The following is a 19,255-nucleotide window of genomic DNA, read 5'->3' as shown; positions in this document are numbered from 1 at the left end:
TGAGGGTGGCCACTCCTGATTGAGGAGGGGTGGGCGGGCACCGCGTACGTTCCCTGCGCCCGGCGGTTGGCCCGCCCCGGCAGGGGGAGATACATACGCGCGGACGCGCCGCACACGCGTCCTGAGCCCCGGATGAGGGGTGTAAAGGTCTTTTTTACCCGACGGACCACGTGACCGACGAGTCCATCTCGGCGCGGTGATGTGACTCATAGTCGAATATCTGGACAAGTCGGCCTACCGGCGAAATGGCGTCCACCAGTCGAGACGCGCCGCAGATCCTGCGGCGTGAAGATGAAATCCCCACAGATGGTCCGGCCTTGGTGTACCGGCCGCTTGAGGTTCGGAATCGCCCGTTACCCGATTTTGACATGACTGGCCCACTGTTTGGGCAAATCCGAATGGCAAGATGCCGTAATCGCACAGGGCGGCGAAACGCGATGACGCGTGTCATTCACCGCCCGGCAACACAGCCTTCACCTGCCGGAGGAACCTGATCATGACCGCAAGCACCACCCGTCGTACGACCGCGAAGTCCCGGATTGCAGCGGTCTGCGCCATCGCGGTCGCCGGCACCTTGCTGCTGACCGCCTGCGGCGACCAGACGAAGAACGGCTCCGGCCCCGCCAAGACCACGGGCTCCGCGGCCGCGGATCTGCTGCCGCAGGAGATCAAGGCCAAGGGTGTCATCAAGGTCGGCTCGGACATCGCGTATCCGCCGGTCGAGTTCAAGGACAAGTCCGGCAAGACGGTCGGCATCGACCCCGACATCGGCGCCGCGCTCGGCAAGGAGCTCGGGGTGACGTTCCAGTTCGAGAACGGCACGTTCGACACGCTGATCACCGGGCTGCGCTCCAAGCGCTACGACCTGGCGATGTCGTCGATGACCGACACCAAGGACCGCCAGGAGGGTGTCGACCCCGATACGAAGAAGAAGGTCGGCGAGGGCGTCGACTTCGTCGACTACTTCAAGGCCGGTGTCTCGATCTACACCAGGAAGGGCGACGACCAGTCCATCAAGACCTGGGCCGACCTCTGCGGCAAGAAGATCGCCGTGCAGCGCGGCACCGTCTCGCACAACCTCGCCAAGTCCGAGTCGAAGAAGTGTACGGGCGGCAAGAAGATCGCCATCGAGACCTTCGACAACGACCTGGAGGCCCAGACCCGGCTGCGCAGCGGTGGCGCCGACGCCGGCTCCTCCGACTTTCCGGTGGCCGCGTACGCGGTGAAGACCTCGGGCGGCGGCAAGGACTTCGAGCTCGTCGGCGAGCAGGTCGAGGCCGCCCCGTACGGCATCGCCGTCGCCAAGGGCAACGACCGACTGACCAAGGCCGTTCAGGCGGCCCTGGACGCGATCATCAAGAACGGCGAGTACGGAAAGATCATCGCCAAGTGGGGCGTGGAGGCCGGCGCGGTCACCGAGGCCAAGCTGAACGGCGGATCCTGAAAAGGTCGCGGCGCTGAAAGGGTCGTTCTGTGACTGACATCAAGAAGACGGGCCCGGCCGACCAGCCGCCCATATCACCCACCCCGTCGGCCGGTCCGGAGGCGATCAGGGCCATTCCGGTCCGGCACTACGGCCGGTACGTCTCGGCCGTCATCGCCATCGCCGCGCTCGTCGCGATCGTCTACGCGTTCAGCCAGGGCAAGATCAACTGGAGTGCGGTCCCCGACTACTTCTTCGACGACCGCATCCTCAAGGGTGTCACCCAGACCCTGCTGCTGACCGCCCTATCCATGGTCATCGGCATCGTCGGCGGGGTCCTGCTGGCCGTGATGCGGCTGTCGAGGAACCCGGTGACCTCGTCGATCGCCTGGTTCTACATCTGGTTCTTCCGCGGCACGCCGGTGCTGGTCCAGCTGTTCGTCTGGTTCAACCTGGGCCTGGTATTCGAGTACATCAACCTCATGCCCATCTACAAGGACTACTGGTCGAGCTTCATGACGCCGTTGCTGACGGCGCTGCTCGGCCTGGGTCTCAACGAGGCCGCCTACATGGCCGAGATCTGCCGTGCGGGTCTGCTCTCGGTCGACGAGGGCCAGACGGAGGCGTCGCACGCGCTGGGCATGAGCCACGGCAAAACCCTGCGCCGCGTCGTGATCCCGCAGGCGATGCGGGTGATCGTGCCGCCGACGGGCAACGAAGTGATCAACATGCTCAAGACGACGTCGCTGGTGGCGGCTGTGCAGTTCTACGAACTGTTCAAGTACGCCCAGGACATCGGGCAGGGTTCCGGAGCCCCGGTCGAGATGTACTTCCTGGCCGCGGCCTGGTACTTGATCATGACCTCGGTGCTGAGCATCGGCCAGTTCTACCTGGAGCGGTACTACGCACGCGGGTCGAGCCGCAATCTGCCGCCCACTCCATTGCAGAAGATCAGGGCCAATCTGCTGTCCCTGGGCCGCCCGAAGGGAGGCATGGCATGACCGCCGCCATGGTGAAGGCCGAGGGCGTCCACAAGTCCTTCGGCGCCGCGCACATCCTCAAGGGCATCGACCTGGAGGTCGCCCCGCGCGAGGTCTTCTGTCTGATCGGCCCGTCCGGTTCCGGCAAGTCGACCTTCCTGCGGTGCATCAACCACCTGGAGCAGATCAACGCCGGACGGCTCTACGTCGACGGCGATCTGGTGGGCTACCGCCAGAAGGGCACCAAGCTCTACGAGCTCAAGGACAGCGAGGTCGCCCTGAAGCGCCGGGACATCGGCATGGTCTTCCAGCGCTTCAACCTCTTCCCCCACATGACGGCGATCGAGAACGTCATGGAGGCCCCGGTCCAGGTCAAGGGCGAGTCCAAGGCCGTCGCGCGGGCGCGGGCCGAGCGGCTGCTGGACCGGGTGGGTCTGGCCGACAAGGCGAAGAACTACCCCTCCCAGCTCTCCGGCGGCCAGCAGCAGCGGGTGGCCATCGCCCGCGCCCTGGCCATGGAGCCGAAGCTGATGCTCTTCGACGAGCCGACGTCGGCGCTCGACCCGGAGCTGGTGGGCGACGTACTGGACGTCATGCGCGGGCTCGCGGAGGACGGCATGACGATGATCGTCGTGACCCATGAGATGGGCTTCGCCCGTGAGGTCGGCGACGCGCTGGTCTTCATGGACGACGGCGTGGTGGTCGAGTCGGGCCACCCGCGCGAGGTGCTGACCAATCCTCAGCACGACCGGACGAAGTCCTTCCTGTCGAAGGTCCTCTAGGGTCCTCAGGGAACACGAGGAGGGCGGTACGGACCCGGTCCGTACCGCCCTCCTCGTGTGCGTCACCCCTTCTTCGGCAGCAGCTCCTGACTGAGCATCAGGCTCCGCAGCTGGGCACGGGTCAGTGGCGGATTCTTGAGCAGCGGCCCCTGCGCCCGGTCGCTCGTGAACCCGGTGCTGTCCCGTACGGCCAGCACCCCACCGTCCTTCAGGGTGAGACGCCCCACGAATTCGGTTCCCCACTTGGGGGTGCCCGAGTAGTTCATGGGGTCTTTCCAGGTCGTCAGCACGCGTCCGCCCGGGAGTTCCTCGCGTACGCAGTCGTCCGGACGGGGCTCCCCGTCGACCGGCCGGCACAGATCGGCGGCCGGGTCCTGCCCGCCGAACTTCCTGCCGGCCTGCCGGCCGTCCAGGAAGCCGATGACGAGGTAGCCGACGCCGCCGTCCCGTCGTACGGAGTACTGCCCGTCCAGCGGTCCGTCCAGGTGGTCCCTGGCCTGCTCGGGGGTGGCGCCCTTGATGATGACGGCCAGCGAGACCTGTTCGACCTTCCCCACGCCCTCGGGGAGCAGCTCGGCCAGCCGCTGAGCCCGGCCGCCGCTGCCCGTGAGTTCGGCGGGGGCCGCCACCGGGGCGTTCTGCTTGTTCTCGCCCGAGGCCAGTCCCGGTACGGCCGCCGCTCCCGCCGCGACCACGGCGAGTGCCGCGGCCGAGACGGTGAGCCGGCGCCGCAGACGTACCCGGGCGGCCCCGGCGTACACCGCCTGGGTGGAGATGACCGGCCGCCCCGCTTCCTCGGCGACCCGCCCCAGCAGCTCACGCACGTCGTTCATACGAATTCCTCCGCCATCTCGGCGCGCAGCGCCGCCAACCCCCGAGCCGCATGGCTCTTGACCGTGTTCTCCCGCATACCGAGCAGTCCGGCGGTGGCCTCGACGCTCAGGTCTTCCCAGTAGCGCAGCACCAGTACGGCCCGCTGCTTGTCCGTGAGCCGAGCGAGGGCCGCCCGCACCGCGAGGCCGGTGTCCGTGTCGGGCCCGTGGTCCGCACGGTCGGGCAGTTCGCCGTACGCGTGTTCGCGCCGCCACAACCGGCGGCGGGTCGCGATGAAGGTGTTGACCAGGGTCTTGCGCGCGTACGCCTCGATGTTGTCGAGCCGTCCGTGCCGCCGCCCGCCCAGCACCACTTTGACCAGCGTGGCCTGCACCAGGTCCTCGGCCTCGTGCCGGTCTCCGCACAGCAGGTACGCGCTGCGGAACAGTGCGGTACGCCTGCCCTCGACGAAGGCGTGCAGCGCGGCGTCGTCATCGATCCGCATCGTCGGCGCCCCTCTCCGGGTCCGCGGGTGCGGACCGTCTCACCCTTCCAGTGCGGCGGGACGCACGGCGGGTTGCAGCAGAGCGGAGAAAAAGAAGGGGTGGTACGGGTCCCGGCCCGTACCACCCCTTCCCGCGCGTGCTGCCGCTACTTCACGGCGAGCACCAGGGAGTCCGACGGGGAGGCCCAGACGGTCCGCGCCTCGCCGAACCCCGCCTCGCGCAGGGTGTCGGCGTGCCAGCGCGCGGACGGCATGTCGCCGTCCGCGTGCTCGCCGTAGATCCTGTACCGCTCGGCGGTCGGCCCGGCGAGGACCGGGTCCTTGGCCGCGAGAGCCCACCAGTCCGCCCAGTCGAGGGCGCCTTCGGCCTTCGCCCGGTCCATGGCCGCGTGCCGGTGGGCACGTTCCGCCGCGTTGATCCTGGGCGTCTGCGTGTCGATCATGTGGTCGGCGTTCATGAACACCCCGCCGTCCCTGACGAGCCCGCCGATCCGCCGGTAGAGCGCGGCGAGGGGGTCGGTGTGCAGCCAGTGCAGGGCGGTGGCGGTGAGGACGGCGTCGTACGAGTCGTACGGCAACTTCCCCGCCCAGTCGGGGTCCTTGAGGTCGGCGGTGACGAAGGTGACGCGCTCGTCGCCGTCGAAGTGCCCGCGGGCGATGGCGAGCAGGGCCGGGTCGAGGTCGACGCCCGTGCTGGTGGCGTCCGGGAACCGCTTGAGGAGCCGGTCCGTAATACTTCCCGTACCGCATGCGAGATCGAGCACTCTCGGCCGGGGCCCCACCACGGCCTCGACCATGTCCAGCATCACCCGGAACCGTTCCTCGCGGTCGGGCATGTACCACTCCTGCTGGCGGTCCCAGCTCTCCTGCCAGGCCGCCCAGTCAGTACCTGTTGTCGTCTCCGTCACGAGGAACCTCCATGTAATACCCTGGTGCCAAGAAAGCCCATTACATTGCTCGCTGCAACGACTTTAGACCGACGCCGTAAGGACTACAAGTGGAACTGGCCTATTACTCGGACTATGCCGTGCGTCTGGTCAACACCGAGGAGCCCGCCCGCAACAAGGACTCCCTCACCTCCGTCGAGGCGGTCCGCGACCTGTTCGGGGTCAACCGGCAGGCGGCCCGGCGGGCGACGGACGCCGATGTGACCCGCTTCCGGTCCGTACGGGGCCGGCTGCGCGCGGTCTTCGAAGCAGCCGACGGCGGTGACGAGACGCTCGCCGTCGACCTGCTCAATTCGCTGCTGCTGGAGTTCCCCGTCAGCCCGCAGATCTCCGGGCACGACCTGCGCGACGAGGACGGCAAGCCGGACTGGCACATGCACCTGGCCGACCACCCGTCGAACGCCACGGCCGGGTATGCCGCCATCGCCGCGATGGGCCTGGCGTTCCACCTCACCTCCTACGGCGTGGACCGGCTCGGCCTGTGCGAGGCGGCGCCCTGCCGCAACGCCTACCTCGACACCTCGACCAACCGCTCCCGCCGCTACTGCTCGGACCGCTGCGCGACCCGCGCCAACGTGGCCGCCTACCGGGCCCGCAAACGCCTGGAGACCGAACGCGCCGCCGACACCGGCCGCAGCGCGGAGACCGCCCAGGTCAGCACGGACCACACCGACCGCTGATCCTTCTTCAACGGCCGGTAGCGCGCCCGGACCCTGGCCAGCACGAACTCGTCGGGCACCGTCCCGTAATCCGTGCTGTCGCCGCCCGCGAAGCTGTTGTCGGCCAGCACCCACCAGCCGCCCCGTCGGCGCTCGGCGGCCCGTTTGACGACCAGCAGATCCTGCTGGAACGGATGGCGCAGAATCACCACGTCCCCGGGGCGCACCGGCGCCCCGTACTGCACGAGCAACCAGTCCCCGTGATGCAGCGTGGGCACCATCGACGGCCCGGTCACCTCCACCACCTGGAACGGCACACGCCCGGCCAGCCCTCGTGCGGGCTGCTCCCGCGTCAGCTCCGGCACCTCCGGCACCTCCCGCATCTCTCCGGCACCTTCCCGGTCCATCCAGTACACCGTCCAGTACAGCGTTCCGTACATTCGGCCACTGGGCCCATTCCCACCCCGGACTTTTGGCCTAAGCCCATGGGGGCACCCACGAAAACCCGTCTCTCACGGAGTAATGTCCCACCTGAGAAGACGATCACGAGGAAGGACAGCTCAATGCTTTCCCGCCTGTTTGCCCCCAAGGTGAAGGTCAGCGCCCACTGCGACCTGCCCTGCGGCGTGTACGACCCGGCCCAGGCCCGCATCGAGGCGGAGTCGGTCAAGGCCGTCCAGGAGAAGTACCAGGCCAACGAGGACCCGCACTTCCGGGCCCGCGCGGTGGTCATCAAGGAGCAGCGCGCCGAGCTCGCCAAGCACCACGTCTCGGTGCTGTGGAGCGACTACTTCAAGCCCCCGCACTTCGAGAAGTACCCGGAGCTGCACCAGCTGGTCAACGACGCCCTGAAGGCGCTGTCGGCGGCGAAGGCCTCCACGGACCCGGCGACGGGCCAGAAGGCGCTGGACTACATCGCCGAGATCGACAGGATCTTCTGGGAGACCAAGAAGGCCTGATCGCCCTACCGTTCGGCATCCGACTGGATGCCAGGTCAGAGCGCGAATAGTAGAGGCCCGACCGCTTCGAGCGATCGGGCCTCTACTTGCTTTCAAGATCCTTTGGGAGACGTTTGGGAGACGAGGTCAGGAAGAGCGCCTCTCCCGCCATTCCGCCGTCTCGTCCACCTCGTCCGTCAACGACTTCTCCCACGCCTCTTGCAGGCCCCGAGCGATGCCGAGCTCCATCTCTGGCGACGTGTGCGAGTACGTCCCCTCGACACCCTGCAGCTTGTGGCCCATCCGCTCCTCGACCGCGACCCGCGGGTGCCCCTGCCCGTCGAGCCACACCTTGTGCCCGTGACGCAGACCGTGCGGCACCATCTCGGCAATGCCTTCCACCGCAGGAAGTGCGGCCTGAGCGCGGCGCCCCTTCCTGGAGGGCTCCTCATCTTGCCCCTCGACGATCGGGTGCCAGAACCGGCCGTAGAACTGGTCGTCGACCCGAAGCGGCCGGCCGCGCTGGGATGGGAACACGAGGTACTTGTGACTGTTCGCAGCGAGGAGCTCGGACAGCAGGTCACCGAGGAACGGCGGAAGGATCAGCGTGCGGTACGAGCTGTACTTCGGCGGCAGCAGCGTGAACCCCTTGGCCAACCAAAGCTTCTGCCCTACGCGCAGCTTGGCCCCGGCCTCGATCTCGTTCGCCTTGGCGATGTCTGCGGCCCGCTTCGGGTCGGCGTGCCGCAGCGCGGCGACCGATTCCAGGGTGTCTCCCTTGTTCACCGTGTGCTTGGCCGCGTTGGTGAGCCACTGCCCTTGCCACTGAACCCGCAGGGACTTGCCGTACTCCAGGCCCAGGAGGTGCAGTTGGTCGCGGCGCAGCCCGGCCACTTCCCCCATGCGCAGGCCGGTGTAGGCCACGGTGAGGACCATGACGTACCACTGGTAGCCGCGCACGGTGCGGGCGTTCTCGGCAAGGAGCCGCGCCTGCCGCGGGGTTGGCCATACGTACTCGTCGCCGGTCTCCACGGGGACGTGCCGGCCGCGCTTGCGCTTGGACCCGGCGGGCATGGGGTTGAAGGGGATGAGTTTCTCGTCGACCGCGTCATCGAGGAGCATGCGCATGAGGCCCTCGATGGCGTCGACGTAGTTCTTCTTGTACTGGCCCACGAGCTGGGCCCGCCACGCCTTGTAGCTCATCGACGTGATGTCGCCGATGGGGGTGTTCTCCCACTTCGGGAGGATGACCGCGTTCAGGCGGCTGCCGTAGGTCTGCTGCGACATCTCGCCGACGTCCATGACCTGCTGCCACTCGTCGACCCATTCGCCGAAGAGCTTGCGCCCGTCGGACGGGTTGACGAAGACCTTCCGCTGAACGTCGGTCTCCTGGGCGCGACCCCAGTCGAGCGCATCCTGCTTGGTCTCGAAACCGCTCTCCGAGTCGTACTTCCCGTTGGGGAGCTGGTACCTGACCCGCCAACTCTTCCCGCGCTTCTCCGCGTACGCCACTTGCTCATCCCCTCCGCGTGGCCGATGACGGCAGGCACCCCTGACTGCCAGTCATCTCTCAAGACAGCGCCGTGATGGCTACCGGAGCGGGCAGCTTCGGCAGTCGCAGGAGGCGCAGTTGCCCCCTTGGCGCTTCACCAGTGTCCTCGCGGCGCGTCTGGCTGACTCGTCGTTGAGGACTCTCGGTGTCATGACACACACGGTCGTATCGCCTACCTGACCCACCAGGCCAATGAAGTCCGGCCCTTGATCGAAGGTGATGAACTCGTGCATGGCCCTCCCTTCGGTGCGCGTTCGGAAGACCCGAGAGACGAGCCTTACATATCGAACGCATAACCGAACAGGAGTTACCTGAATATGCCATCGAACACAGAGTAACGATCTCGCCACGCGAAATGGTTGTACTACGAATCGCTTGACCCTTCACCACTGACGATGCCTCGCCTCCGAAGCTCAGCCACCACAGCCTCGGTCAGCTCAGCCATGCGGCCCGCCGTAACTTCCGGCATCGTCGCAATCACCGCGTCCTGCACCGCCCGGCGCGCCCCGTCTTCACCTGCAACAGGTGCGTACCGCACACCTTCGGCAACGTCGCCGGCCAACTGGGCTTCAGCAGCGCCTTCGAGGATCGCTTCACAGGCACCTGCCGCCCAGCCGAAGGCGCGCTCGATCTTGGCATAGGTCACGTCGCGGACAGACAAGCCTTTCTCGACCCGCATGTACGTGGTGATCGTCAGGTCGGCAGCCGCGGCAGCGTCGGCTTTGTGCCAGCCGAGCTGAACCCGGCGCTGAATCACGAGGCGCCTGAGGCGCTGGCGAGGGTCGGCGTCTGTGGTGGTGGCCATGCCCAGATCTTCTCAGGAACTACTAGGTACCGCCAGGAACACCTTTCGGCCTACACATCTTCACCGCGACCTCTTGGGTATCTCTTGGATCTCGGATGCCATGAACTAACAGTATCTACAAGTTACTACCTAGTACTGCTAGATGCTGCTAGGAGATACTGTTAGCTTCTTCCCATGAAGGCACCCCAACCCACCTTCGAAGTGGACGGGGCGGCAATCCGAGAGCTCCGCATGTCACGCGGCATCCAGATCGCCGACCTCGCCCGTACCGCAGGCATCAGCCGCAGCTATCTCACGCGGCTGGAAATCGGCGTTCGTCGCCACATGCGGCCGCCCACCTATGTGGCGCTCCGCACCGCACTGGGCGTGCCCCACGAAGACACGCAACTCCTCGCCGAAGTTGGCGAGACCGACTCCGAATGAGGTGACCCAATGTCCGCTGCCACGGTCGTAGAGGACTTCACCAACGTTGCCGAGACCGCTCGCCGCCTCGGTATCGGCGCCCGCCGACTGCGCGACGGCGTGAACCACGGCGGCTTCCCGGCCCACCGCATGGGCCGCCGGCTGATGTTCAGCCCGCAGGACCGCGCCGAGATCGCCGAGATGCACCGCATCCCCGCCCGGCCGATGAAGCGCCGGCGCGCGCTCGCCGCCTGATCCACCACACAAAACGGGGCCGCCCCGGACGGCAATCCGGACGACCCCTCGGCACCCTCAACCACTTCAGAAATCGAGAACACCGTGAACCAGAATCCTATCCTGATCCCGCAGTTGGGCGCCGCGACGGCGCTGGTGCAGCTGCTCAGCGAGAACCCCACTCTGCCGCCCGCGTCGTGGTCGCTGGACCAGTACACGGGTGCGTTGCACGGCCACGCGCACGACGCCACGTTCGAGGTGCTGGCGCAGTACGCCGCCGTTCTCGGGGGAGCAATCCGGCCCGGCCGCGACTACCTGCACCAGGGGCAGATGATGCGCCCCCACCGGCTGCACGCAATGTGGCGTGACGTGCGGGTTGAGGTCGTCGTGGTTCTGCCCGCTCCGATTGCCGAGCAGGTGGCGGCATGAACGCGAAGCGCGTGAATGCGGCTGCTGGTGTGATCCACGCAGCGCAGAAGACCAGGCAGACGGCTGCGGGTGTCGCCATGTGCCTGGAGGCGGCCGGCCTGTTGCAGTCGCCGGAGTCGGCGGCCGAGCAGCTGGCACTCCTGGCCGAGGTTGACGGGCTGCGGGCCCGGGTCGCCGAGCTGGAGACCGACCTCGCGGCCAAGGCGCAGGACACAGAGGCAGCCATGAAGGGCTGGGGCCGCGCCCGCGACCGGGTCGCCGAGCTGGAGGCGGCGTCTCCGTGGGATCGGGCGGTGACCGGGCTGAACGCCCTGGTCGACGCGGACATTGCGTTCTGGATTGAGCCGGACGGGCACATCAGCGGCCCGTTCAGTGACGAGCACATCGAGTGGGACCTGAAGGCCCGCCGTTGGGTGCTCACCCACGACGAGGACGGTGCGCTGTGAAGAAGACGTACCGCGACGACTGGCGCGTCATCATCGAGGTCAAGCCCCGCGCCACCCGCATCCCCCTGGCCGCCCTCGGGTTCGAGGGTCTCGACGGCACGATCGTCGGCGACCCGTTCGAGCTGGAGATCGCCCCGCAGCGTCTCGGCGACTTCGGATACATGTCGATGAGCGACTCCATCGTGAGCCGCGACATCGACGGCGACTATCAGCGCCGCTGCGACGCACTCCTCGCCGAACTGCTGCGCCGCCCCCACGTGAAGGGTGGCCGGGTCACCTGCACCGAGACGCACGTGTGCTCGCACTGCGACCTGACGTGGGAGGTGCTGACCGCCGCCGAGGCGGCCAACGCCTCGCACCAGCAGGACGAGCACAGCGTCGAGGGCGAGCCCGTGTGCTGCGACAAGGCCATCGCCGAGTTCCGCGTCGAGCGCGGCATCCCGGCCGTGCAGTGGGGCGGCGCGTCGTGATCTGGCTGCTCCTCCTCCCCGCCGCCGCCCTCCTCTTCTGGCTCCTCGAACTTGTCCTCGGAGGTACCGAATGAAGCTGACCCGTGCGATGCGGTTCTTCCGCTTCCTCACCACCGTCCGCCCCCAGATCCTCGGCGGCGCGTACACCGGACCGACCCGCGTCAACGTGTCCTCGATCCCCGGCGGCGCGGTCCTGCACCTGGACCACTTCCTGTTCTTCACGGTGCTGGAACTGGCCGAGCGATTCGTCGAGGACCCCGACGGCATCGGGGAACTGCTCACCGAAATTGACGAACTGGCCAACCCCCGTGAGGACTCGCACGCCGAGCACTACCGGGACCAGCTGGTCGACGAGTTCCTCGACCAGATCGGCGGTACCCACCTCCACCTGTACGGGGAGCAGGTGCGCCGGGTGGCGGAGCTGCTGCTCTCGTCGAATGGTGCGGGCACGGTCGTGGCGCTGCCGTCGCAGCGTGAGGCAGGTGCCGCATGAGCGCCGCTGAACACCTGCGTGAGGCCATCGACTTCGGGTGCACCCGCGACGACCACGACCACGTCGCGATGCACCGCGCCGAGGTGCTGGCCGAGGCCGCCGACGCCATCGTCGCCGAGAACGACCGCGTGTTCTGGGCCACCACTCCCGGCACGCACTGGGCCGCTGACCTTCTGCGCCGCATGGCCAACGAGGGTGCGTCCGCCGCGCAGTTGGCCCGGGTCGAGGACGCCCGGCACACCCTCCAGCAGCTCCGCGAGCAGGGCGGTGCCCGATGAGCGAGACGTTCGGCGGGCTCCACACCCGCCCCGACCGGTCCAGCGTCGGCCGCTCCCAGCGCGAGCTCAGGGACCGCGCCAGCTTCGACCAGGCCCCCGCCGCCGGAGCGTCCTGCCTCCTCATCCTTGCTCTTCCCCTCCTCGGGCTGGTCCTCGTGGCCGCCCTGACCACCACCGGAGTGATCGCATGACCGGACCCGAGCACTACCGCGAGGCCGAGCGCCTCGCCGCCCGCGCCCACCACTTCACCTACGGCGACGGCGCCGACCCGGCCGTGGGCCTGGCACTCGCCACCGAAGCGCAGGTGCACGCCACGCTCGCCCTCGCTGCCGCACAGGCCGCCCCGGCCGCGGTGGTCCCGCAGCTGGAGACCGAGCCCACCGTCGCCTGCGTCTTCAAGGCGGCGTGGGGCATGACGCCGCTCGGCACGTACACCAACCTGGCCGCCGCCCGCACGCACTGCGAGGCCGACGCCACGAACAACGCGGAGAACCCCGCCGGGCTGTCCTTCGAGTGGTTCGGTGACGCGTTCGAGCCGGGCGACCCGGCCGAGCTGCTGACCACGGTCGGGGGCACGCAGGAAACCACGGACTACACCGTCACCCGCGTCGCTGTCGCCACCGAGTACGACCCGGAGGCGGACGCCTGATGACGAACACCGTGCTGGCCGGGGCTTCGGCCCCGGCCGCCGGCCGCAAGGTCACGCCGACCGGCCGCCTCATTCTCCCCGCCGACGCCGATCGCGCCGACTGGCTGACCGCCCGCCGCTCCGGTCTCGGCTCCTCCGACATGGCCGCCGTCCTCGGCATCAGCCGGTACGGCAACGCCCTCTCCGTCTACCACGACAAGACCGGCGGCCTCCCTTTGGAGAACGACGACTCCGAACCCGCCCTGTGGGGACGAGCCATCGAGGACACCGTCGCCCGCGAGTGGGCCCGCCGAAACCGCAGCGTCGTTCGTCGCGTCGGCCTCGTCGCGAACGTCGACCGCCCGTGGCAGATGTGCACCCTCGACCGCCGCGTCCTCGAATGCCCCCTCGCCACCGAACGCGAACGCTGCGCCGTGGAGATCAAGTGCCGAGCCGCATTCAAGGCTGGGCAGTGGCGCACCGGTTGCCCGGACGACGTCCTTGCACAAACCCTCTGGCAGGCCGACGTCTGCGGATACGACCACATCCACGTCGGCGTGCTGATCGGCGGAAACGACTACCGCCAGTTCGTCGTGCGCGTCGCCGAGCATCAGCAGCTCATCGCCGACCTCCGCGCCGCCGGGGAACGGGCCTGGCAGCAGATCACCGAGCGACGCCCGCCGGTCCTCCCACACGACGCCGACCCTGACGTCCTCCTCGACCTGTACGAGCAGCTGCACCACGAGCGTGCTGGCGTCGTCGCAATCGACCGGGACGGCGACGCGCTAGACGCCTTGTCCGACTACCTCGACGCGGTAACCGGTGAGCGCGAGGCGAAGGCCAGGAAGAAGACGGCCAAGGCCGTACTCATCCGCGCCCTAGGCGGCGCAGACACGGCCATCCAGGGCGGCCACGTCGCCTACTCCTACGACGAGACCAGCCGCGAGCACGTCGACCGCGAGCGGCTCCGCGAAGAGTTCCCCGACGCCTACGCCGCGTGCGTAGAAGACCGGCCGTCGCGCCGCATCAACATCCCGAGCACCGTCCGAGAGGCACACCAGGCATGACCACCATCGCAGAGCGCGCGGCAGCTGCGGCCGGCCGCACCGACACGACCCCGGCTGCCGAGGAGCACGTCCTCCTCGCGACACCCGCCGAGTTCGCCCCGGCACCGGACCCGATGGCCGACTACGAGCCGGGCAACGACGACCCGGACATGGTGCCCATCCACATCGCATGGCTGCGGGTCCGCAAGGACGTCCGTGCCATCGCCAAGGGCGAGCAGTACAACGGCGGCGGTACCCGGTTCAACTTCCGCGGCGTCGACACCGTGGTGAACACGTTCGGCCCGGTCACGCTGCGGCACGGCATCAGTGTCCTGCCGGTGCAGGTGGATGCGTCGTACCGCGACACCACGACAAGCAAGGGCAACAAGATGCGCGAGTGCACCGTGCGCGTCTCGTGGCTGATCGTCGGGCCGAAGGGCGACACCCTGACTCTCCAGACGCAGGGCGAGGCCCTCGATTCGGCGGACAAGGGCACCGCCAAGGCCCAGAGCGTGGCGCTGCGGGTGCTGCTTCTGACGGGCGGGCTGACGCCGACGCATGACAAGGACCCGGACGCGTCCTACGTGGAGCGCGGTGAGGCCCCGGTGCGATCGGCGGTTTCGTACCGCGACGAGATCCTCGAACAGAACACGTCTCGCCAGCGCCTTGCGCAGATCAACTACGAGATCAAGCAGGCCGGTCTTTACGAGGCAAGTGTTATCAACGAGGTCGGCGACGACGAGAAGTTGGGTGCGTTCCTCTTCCGCATCGGTCAGGAGCGCATCGCGGGCGGTGCCGCATGAGCTGGCACCTCGGCCGCATGGCTGGCTTCGACCTCGAAACCACCGGGCCCGACCCGCTGACCGCGCGCATCGTCACCGCGTGCATCGTCCAGGTCGGCGGCGGACAGCCCGTCGTCTCCGCAAACTGGCTGACCGACGCTGACGGGGAAACCATCCCCGACGAGGCCGCGAACATCCACGGCGTCACCACCGAGCGCGCCCGCGCCGAGGGCGTACCGCTCGCCGAAGCGGTCGCCGAGATCCTCGCCGGGCTGGCTCAGGTCATCCTCGCCGGGACACCAGTCGTCGCGATGAACGCCCGCTACGACCTCACCTTGTTGGACCGCGAGGCTGAGCGGTTCGACCTCGACCCGCTCCCGGCCGGCCCGGTCGTCGACCCGTTCGTCATCGACAAGCACGTCGACAAGTACCGCAAGGGCAGCCGCAAGCTGACCGACCTGTGCGAGCACTACCGGGTACCGATCGGGGACGCACACACCGCCGACGCCGATGCGATCGCCGCGTGCCGGGTCGCGTGGGGGCAGGGCACCATGCATCCGCCGCTCACCGCGATGAGGCTGGAGCAACTACACCGGGCGCAGATCGAGTGGGCTGCCGAGCAGGCCGCCAGCTTGCAGGAGCACTTCCGCAAGAAGGACCCGGCTGCGGTCGTCGAGGGCGCATGGCCGCTCATCCCCCGCCAGCAGGACGGTGCCCAGTGACCGCCCCCACCCTGTTCGACCAGACTCCCGCGGCCGGGCTGTCCCCCCGCCCGGCCGCGGGGATCCCCCTCGTCATCGGGTTGGACCTGTCCCTCACCTGCACCGGCGTCGCCGGGGCCGGATGGTCCGACATCATCCGCACCAAGCGCCGCGGCGACGACCGCCTCAACCACCTGCTCGCCGCCGTCGCCGACTTCGTGAAGCGCGCCGACCTCGTGGTCATGGAGGGCCCCTCCTACGGGCACGCCGCCCTCGCCGGACACGAGGACTTGGCCGGCCTGCGGGTCCTGGTCCGGCAGTACTGCTACCGGCACCGCATCCCGTACGGCGTCGTCCCGCCCTCCAGCCTCAAGATGTTCGCGACCGGCCGCGGCAACGCCACCAAGGGCGAGGTTCGTTCCGGTGTTGCGGACCGGTACGGGCACCACACCGAGGGCGTCGGGCGGTACGACCAGGCCGACGCGTACACCGCGATGGCCATGGGGTTGCACCACCTCGGCTACCCGCTCGCCAGGGTGCCGGACCGGGCGCTGAAGGCTCTCGACGGGTGCGCCTGGCCCGAGACCGTGGCCGGTGCCCGGTGAGCGCCTACATGCTTCCCGATGGCCGGCAGATCACCGGAGCCCTCAGCGTCAAGTTCGGCCAGCAGGCCCGCGGAACCGGCCGGTGGATCGAGCAGCCCGCCGCCAAGTACGAATGCCTGCTCTGCGAGACAACCGAGACGGTCATCGGCGCCGAGGCCGTCACCCGCTTCACCCACACCATCCGCACCACCCACCCGGCCACCTGCCCGGGGTCCCCCATCCAGCAAGGAGCCCAAGCCGCATGAGCAACCTGCCGTACACCGATGACGACTTGCGGGCCGAGGCCGCCAACCAGCACGCCAGCCTCACCGAGGACCCCGAGTTCATGTGCATCGGCGAGGCAATGGGCGACAGCATCATCGCCTCTACCGGGGACGGCCCCAACCTCACGTGGGGCGACCTCCTTCCCAACGAGGACGCGTTCAGCACCGCACAGAAGAAGATCCGCGACCTCATCGTCGGGGCCGCGGACGTGTCCGAGTGGGCCGTAAACCTCGGCGCCGACGGGCTGGAGCCTGACGGCCACACCCTTCAGCTCGGCGTCGACCCCGGCAACGGCGACCAGCCGCGGATCCGCGTGCACTTCGCCTTCCACCCCGACATGCCTGCCCCCGCCCGCGACCAGTTCGTCATGGAGCTGTCGAGGGTCGTCCTCCGCAACCTCTGACCCACCCCGCCCGACCGGTGACCACCGCCACAACAGCAACGAAAGGCCACATGATGCCGCGCCTCCCCAAGGACCAGGTTCCCGAGATCAAGCTCGACGCATTCGGCGGCGCCGTCGAGGAGTCCCTCACCCGCGACCAGCGCCGCGAGCTGTTCGAGAACCCCGACTCCACCGTCATGGTGATCGTCGAGCTCACCGCCAAGCAGTACACCGGCAGTGCCTCCAGCGAGGACAAGGCCCCCTCCGTCAAGGTCCGCGCCACGTTCGCCGAGGCCGCGCAGGGCCCCGACATGGAGAACGTCCTCCGCGACGTCCAGCAGCGCATGTACCGGGCCCGCACCGCCGAGGGCAGCTTCGACGAACTCGGCCACGAGGTCGCCGGATCGATCCTGCGCAACGGTGCCGGCATCTACCTCGGCACCGAGGACTGATGGCCAGGTCACGCACGACGGGCGCCGACGACTCCCGGTGCCCGTCGTGCGCGGCCCCCACCCTCACCCAATGGGTGGGCCAGCGCGCCGCCTTGAAGGTGACCGCGGACCTGCGGCCTCTCACCCCCGAGCAGCAGAACGAAGTCCGCACACCCAACCGCCTCATCTGGTGCCTCAAAGCCGGAGGACCCCACAGCTCCCCACGGCTCCGCTGGACCGGGCACACCCACCCCACTGACTGCCCCCACCCTCACGTCACAGACCACCACTGCACAGCGCAGCCGACCACCCTCTTCTGATCGGAGCCCGCCCCGTGGAGAACGTCCGCCACCTCGAACCGCGCGACCAGGCGGACCCGCACGGCCAGACGCGTGACGACATGGAGGCCGAGCTGGACGTGATCGGCGGATGCCTACACAACCCCAGGCACATCCCCACCGTCCGCACCATCCTCCAGGGCAGCGACTTCGCCCGCCCCGCCCACGAACTGATCTGGGACGCGCTCGGCCACCTCTTCGACACCGGCGCCCCTATCACCCCCGTCGCTCTGCGTATCGAGCTGGAGAGCCGCAAGCAACTGACCCGCGCCGGAGGCCTCCCCTACCTCGTCCAGGTCGGCGACCACACCGGCGGCGGCGAGCCTGCCTACTTCGCCGAGAAGGTCCGCGCCGCCGCCGACCTCCGCGCGGAAGCCGACCTCGGCCGACGCATCGTCCAACAGGCCACCGCCCCCGACGCCGAACCCGGCCAGGCCGTCACCTTCATCGACGACTACCTCCAGCGCCAGAAAGAACGCGCCGCCGGCCGCTCCGGCGACCCCGCCGACGCGCTCCTCGCCGAACTCCTCGACGCGTCCAGCCTCGACAACATGCCCACGCTGGAGCCCCTCGTCGGCGACCTCCTGCACCTCGACACCCTCGCCCGCATCATCGGCCCGTCCGGGCACATGAAGTCGTTCGTCACCATCGACCTCGCCGGACACGTCGGCACCGGCATGAAGTGGCACGGCCACCACGTCCGGCAAGGCACCGTCGTCTACCTGGTGGCCGAGGGCGCCCGCGGTATCCGCCAGCGTGTCCGGGCCTGGGAGAAGCACTACGGGCGGCCGATGCACGGTGTTCTGTTCCTGCCCCGCCCCGTCCAGGCCCGCGGCCCCGAGTGGGACACCCTCATCGAAGCGATGCGCCGCCTCCAGCCCGCAATGATCGTCATCGACACCCAGGCACGCGTGTCCGTCGGCGTCGAGGAGAACTCCAACACCGAACTCGGCATCGTCATCGAGCGCATGGACGACCTCCGCCGCGCCACTGATGCCTGCGTACTCCTGATCCACCACACCGGGCACGTCGGCGAGCACGGCCGCGGGGCCTCCGCCGCCAAGGGCGCCCTCCAGTCCGAAATGCACGTCAGCAAGAAGGGCGACAGCGCCAAGAACATCGTCGTCACGATGAAGGTCGGCAAGCAGAAGGACTCCGAGGAAGGCGCCGACCTCCAGTTCGGGCTGAAGGTCGTCACCCTTGACGGCGAGCACAAGCCTGACGGCCGGCCCGTCACCTCTGTGGTCCTTGAATCCCTTGACCAGCGGCCCGATGTGCCCGCGATCGGCACCCCGGAGTGGTTGGTGCGGCGCCTCGACACGGACCGGGTCGATATGCGGTGGGGCAGCCCTCGTGTCATCGAGTGGTGCCGCGACAGGGGCATCCAGATGCGCAAGGACAAGATCGAAGAGGCCATCCGGATTCGTAAGCGGAGGGGCTCTTTCGAGGAGCTTCAGGATGTCCGAAATGACCTCCCCCCAAACCTCCCCCGCGATCTTGAACCCCAAACTCCCCCCGATTCCCGGGGGAGGTCGGGGGAGTTCGAAGAAAACCCCAGGTCAAACATCCCCCCACAGCCGGGGGGAGGTCCGGGGGATGGCCCATCAAAACCTCCCTCCCCCCGCTCCCCCTCTAGGGAGGGGGGAGGTGTGGGGGAGGACGAGAAAAACACCACCCCCGACACCCCTCTCTGCACCATCTGCCGCACCCCCCTCCAGCCCCTCCGGGCCAACCGCGGATACGACACCCACATCGGCTGCGACCCCACCACCGGCAGCCACCCCGACCGGCCCGCACACCCCGCCGCCTAACCCGGAACCCTCCACCCACACACAGGAGCACGACATGACCACACCCGCCGCCGAACTCCGCGCCGCGGTCCGCGCAATCCACGCCCTGAAGTTTCCGCCCCCGGACGGATC

At 68.5% G+C, this 19,255-nt stretch carries 28 protein-coding genes; 22 read left to right on the top strand and 6 right to left on the bottom strand.

Annotated elements, in window-relative coordinates; genetic code table 11:
- The first annotated feature begins 496 nt into the window (after positions 1-496).
- From ACIOHC_RS21445 to ACIOHC_RS21435, 3 genes are read left to right on the top strand one after another with little or no spacing between them, the layout of a single operon-like run.
- Positions 497-1,444 carry an ABC transporter substrate-binding protein gene (locus ACIOHC_RS21445; RefSeq protein ID WP_351078590.1) on the top strand — a complete coding sequence of 316 codons (948 nt, stop codon included), beginning with the start codon at positions 497-499 and terminating at the stop codon, positions 1,442-1,444.
- A 29-nt stretch (positions 1,445-1,473) separates the two neighbouring features.
- Positions 1,474-2,424: an amino acid ABC transporter permease gene (locus tag ACIOHC_RS21440; RefSeq protein WP_351078587.1), complete on the top strand. Its 951-nt coding sequence runs from the start codon at positions 1,474-1,476 to the stop codon at positions 2,422-2,424.
- Positions 2,421-3,185: an amino acid ABC transporter ATP-binding protein gene (locus ACIOHC_RS21435; protein ID WP_351078584.1), complete on the top strand. Its 765-nt coding sequence runs from the start codon at positions 2,421-2,423 to the stop codon at positions 3,183-3,185. Before ACIOHC_RS21440 ends, ACIOHC_RS21435 begins: the two co-directional genes overlap by 4 nt.
- A 62-nt stretch (positions 3,186-3,247) precedes the next feature.
- Here ACIOHC_RS21435 and ACIOHC_RS21430 read toward each other — a convergent pair whose 3' ends face one another.
- From ACIOHC_RS21430 to ACIOHC_RS21420, 3 genes are all read right to left on the bottom strand, one after another.
- Positions 3,248-4,018 carry a hypothetical protein gene (locus tag ACIOHC_RS21430; protein ID WP_351078581.1) on the bottom strand — a complete coding sequence of 257 codons (771 nt, stop codon included), beginning with the start codon at positions 4,016-4,018 and terminating at the stop codon, positions 3,248-3,250.
- Positions 4,015-4,503: a SigE family RNA polymerase sigma factor gene (locus ACIOHC_RS21425; RefSeq protein ID WP_351078579.1), complete on the bottom strand. Its 489-nt coding sequence runs from the start codon at positions 4,501-4,503 to the stop codon at positions 4,015-4,017. Before ACIOHC_RS21425 ends, ACIOHC_RS21430 begins: the two co-directional genes overlap by 4 nt.
- Positions 4,504-4,649: 146 nt before the next feature.
- Entirely contained in the window at positions 4,650-5,411 is a 762-nt protein-coding gene (locus ACIOHC_RS21420; protein WP_351078576.1) for a class I SAM-dependent methyltransferase, read from the bottom strand.
- A gap of 89 nt (positions 5,412-5,500) precedes the next feature.
- Here ACIOHC_RS21420 and ACIOHC_RS21415 point away from each other — a divergent pair, with 89 nt between their 5' ends.
- Positions 5,501-6,130 (top strand): CGNR zinc finger domain-containing protein, encoded by a 630-nt coding sequence (locus tag ACIOHC_RS21415; protein ID WP_351078573.1) that lies wholly within the window; start codon positions 5,501-5,503, stop codon positions 6,128-6,130.
- Here ACIOHC_RS21415 and sodX read toward each other — a convergent pair.
- The gene (gene sodX, locus ACIOHC_RS21410; RefSeq protein WP_351078571.1) at positions 6,034-6,549 is read right to left on the bottom strand and encodes a nickel-type superoxide dismutase maturation protease; all 516 of its coding nucleotides are present in this window, start codon (positions 6,547-6,549) and stop codon (positions 6,034-6,036) included. The two genes, ACIOHC_RS21415 and sodX, sit on opposite strands and share 97 nt — an antisense overlap.
- 123 nt (positions 6,550-6,672) lie before the next feature.
- Here sodX and sodN point away from each other — a divergent pair, with 123 nt between their 5' ends.
- Positions 6,673-7,068 (top strand): superoxide dismutase, Ni, encoded by a 396-nt coding sequence (sodN, locus tag ACIOHC_RS21405; protein WP_365692072.1) that lies wholly within the window; start codon positions 6,673-6,675, stop codon positions 7,066-7,068.
- Between the two features lie 126 nt (positions 7,069-7,194).
- Here the strand turns inward: sodN and ACIOHC_RS21400 are convergent, their stop codons facing one another.
- Both ACIOHC_RS21400 and ACIOHC_RS21395 read right to left on the bottom strand, forming a co-directional pair.
- Positions 7,195-8,559: a LysM peptidoglycan-binding domain-containing protein gene (locus ACIOHC_RS21400; RefSeq protein ID WP_401843542.1), complete on the bottom strand. Its 1,365-nt coding sequence runs from the start codon at positions 8,557-8,559 to the stop codon at positions 7,195-7,197.
- A 404-nt stretch (positions 8,560-8,963) separates the two neighbouring features.
- Positions 8,964-9,404: a hypothetical protein gene (locus tag ACIOHC_RS21395; RefSeq protein ID WP_401843540.1), complete on the bottom strand. Its 441-nt coding sequence runs from the start codon at positions 9,402-9,404 to the stop codon at positions 8,964-8,966.
- Positions 9,405-9,578: 174 nt separating this feature from the next.
- Between ACIOHC_RS21395 and ACIOHC_RS21390 the strand changes: the two genes are divergently transcribed.
- The 17 genes from ACIOHC_RS21390 (at position 9,579) to ACIOHC_RS21310 (ending at position 19,144) form a co-directional block, all read left to right on the top strand.
- The gene (locus ACIOHC_RS21390; RefSeq protein ID WP_401843537.1) at positions 9,579-9,827 is read left to right on the top strand and encodes a helix-turn-helix domain-containing protein; all 249 of its coding nucleotides are present in this window, start codon (positions 9,579-9,581) and stop codon (positions 9,825-9,827) included.
- Positions 9,828-9,836: 9 nt separating this feature from the next.
- Positions 9,837-10,061, top strand: coding sequence for a hypothetical protein (locus ACIOHC_RS21385; protein ID WP_401843534.1), 225 nt, complete (start codon positions 9,837-9,839; stop codon positions 10,059-10,061).
- Positions 10,062-10,145: 84 nt separating this feature from the next.
- Positions 10,146-10,469 (top strand): hypothetical protein, encoded by a 324-nt coding sequence (locus ACIOHC_RS21380; protein ID WP_401843532.1) that lies wholly within the window; start codon positions 10,146-10,148, stop codon positions 10,467-10,469.
- A complete protein-coding gene (locus tag ACIOHC_RS21375; protein WP_401843530.1) occupies positions 10,466-10,915 on the top strand; it encodes a hypothetical protein in 450 nt (149 codons plus the stop codon). The genes ACIOHC_RS21380 and ACIOHC_RS21375 overlap by 4 nt, the downstream gene beginning before the upstream one ends.
- Complete coding sequence (locus tag ACIOHC_RS21370; RefSeq protein ID WP_401843527.1) at positions 10,912-11,385, top strand: hypothetical protein; 474 nt, start codon at positions 10,912-10,914, stop codon at positions 11,383-11,385. The genes ACIOHC_RS21375 and ACIOHC_RS21370 overlap by 4 nt, the downstream gene beginning before the upstream one ends.
- Positions 11,386-11,455: 70 nt before the next feature.
- Complete coding sequence (locus ACIOHC_RS21365; RefSeq protein WP_401843524.1) at positions 11,456-11,878, top strand: hypothetical protein; 423 nt, start codon at positions 11,456-11,458, stop codon at positions 11,876-11,878.
- Positions 11,875-12,156, top strand: a complete 282-nt coding sequence (locus ACIOHC_RS21360) for a hypothetical protein (protein WP_401843521.1) — start codon at positions 11,875-11,877, stop codon at positions 12,154-12,156. Before ACIOHC_RS21365 ends, ACIOHC_RS21360 begins: the two co-directional genes overlap by 4 nt.
- Positions 12,153-12,347, top strand: a complete 195-nt coding sequence (locus ACIOHC_RS21355) for a hypothetical protein (RefSeq protein ID WP_401843519.1) — start codon at positions 12,153-12,155, stop codon at positions 12,345-12,347. Before ACIOHC_RS21360 ends, ACIOHC_RS21355 begins: the two co-directional genes overlap by 4 nt.
- Complete coding sequence (locus ACIOHC_RS21350; protein WP_401843517.1) at positions 12,344-12,805, top strand: hypothetical protein; 462 nt, start codon at positions 12,344-12,346, stop codon at positions 12,803-12,805. Before ACIOHC_RS21355 ends, ACIOHC_RS21350 begins: the two co-directional genes overlap by 4 nt.
- The gene (locus tag ACIOHC_RS21345; protein ID WP_401843514.1) at positions 12,805-13,851 is read left to right on the top strand and encodes a YqaJ viral recombinase family protein; all 1,047 of its coding nucleotides are present in this window, start codon (positions 12,805-12,807) and stop codon (positions 13,849-13,851) included. Before ACIOHC_RS21350 ends, ACIOHC_RS21345 begins: the two co-directional genes overlap by 1 nt.
- Positions 13,848-14,633 (top strand): ERF family protein, encoded by a 786-nt coding sequence (locus tag ACIOHC_RS21340; protein ID WP_401843512.1) that lies wholly within the window; start codon positions 13,848-13,850, stop codon positions 14,631-14,633. The genes ACIOHC_RS21345 and ACIOHC_RS21340 overlap by 4 nt, the downstream gene beginning before the upstream one ends.
- Positions 14,630-15,334, top strand: a complete 705-nt coding sequence (locus tag ACIOHC_RS21335) for a 3'-5' exonuclease (protein ID WP_401843510.1) — start codon at positions 14,630-14,632, stop codon at positions 15,332-15,334. The genes ACIOHC_RS21340 and ACIOHC_RS21335 overlap by 4 nt, the downstream gene beginning before the upstream one ends.
- Complete coding sequence (locus ACIOHC_RS21330) at positions 15,331-15,918, top strand: hypothetical protein (protein WP_401843507.1); 588 nt, start codon at positions 15,331-15,333, stop codon at positions 15,916-15,918. Before ACIOHC_RS21335 ends, ACIOHC_RS21330 begins: the two co-directional genes overlap by 4 nt.
- Positions 15,915-16,163, top strand: coding sequence for a hypothetical protein (locus ACIOHC_RS21325; RefSeq protein WP_401843504.1), 249 nt, complete (start codon positions 15,915-15,917; stop codon positions 16,161-16,163). The genes ACIOHC_RS21330 and ACIOHC_RS21325 overlap by 4 nt, the downstream gene beginning before the upstream one ends.
- Entirely contained in the window at positions 16,160-16,585 is a 426-nt protein-coding gene (locus ACIOHC_RS21320; protein WP_401843503.1) for a hypothetical protein, read from the top strand. The genes ACIOHC_RS21325 and ACIOHC_RS21320 overlap by 4 nt, the downstream gene beginning before the upstream one ends.
- A gap of 50 nt (positions 16,586-16,635) precedes the next feature.
- Entirely contained in the window at positions 16,636-17,016 is a 381-nt protein-coding gene (locus ACIOHC_RS21315; RefSeq protein WP_401843501.1) for a hypothetical protein, read from the top strand.
- A gap of 313 nt (positions 17,017-17,329) precedes the next feature.
- The gene (locus tag ACIOHC_RS21310; RefSeq protein ID WP_401843499.1) at positions 17,330-19,144 is read left to right on the top strand and encodes an AAA family ATPase; all 1,815 of its coding nucleotides are present in this window, start codon (positions 17,330-17,332) and stop codon (positions 19,142-19,144) included.
- The last annotated feature ends 111 nt before the right edge of the window (positions 19,145-19,255 follow it).

Origin of the sequence: Streptomyces sp. NPDC088252 (assembly GCF_044740965.1) — a bacterium.
Taxonomy (GTDB): Bacteria; Actinomycetota; Actinomycetes; order Streptomycetales; family Streptomycetaceae; genus Streptomyces.
Note: the sequence above shows the minus strand (reverse complement) of the source record. Positions and strands in the feature narration are given on the sequence as shown.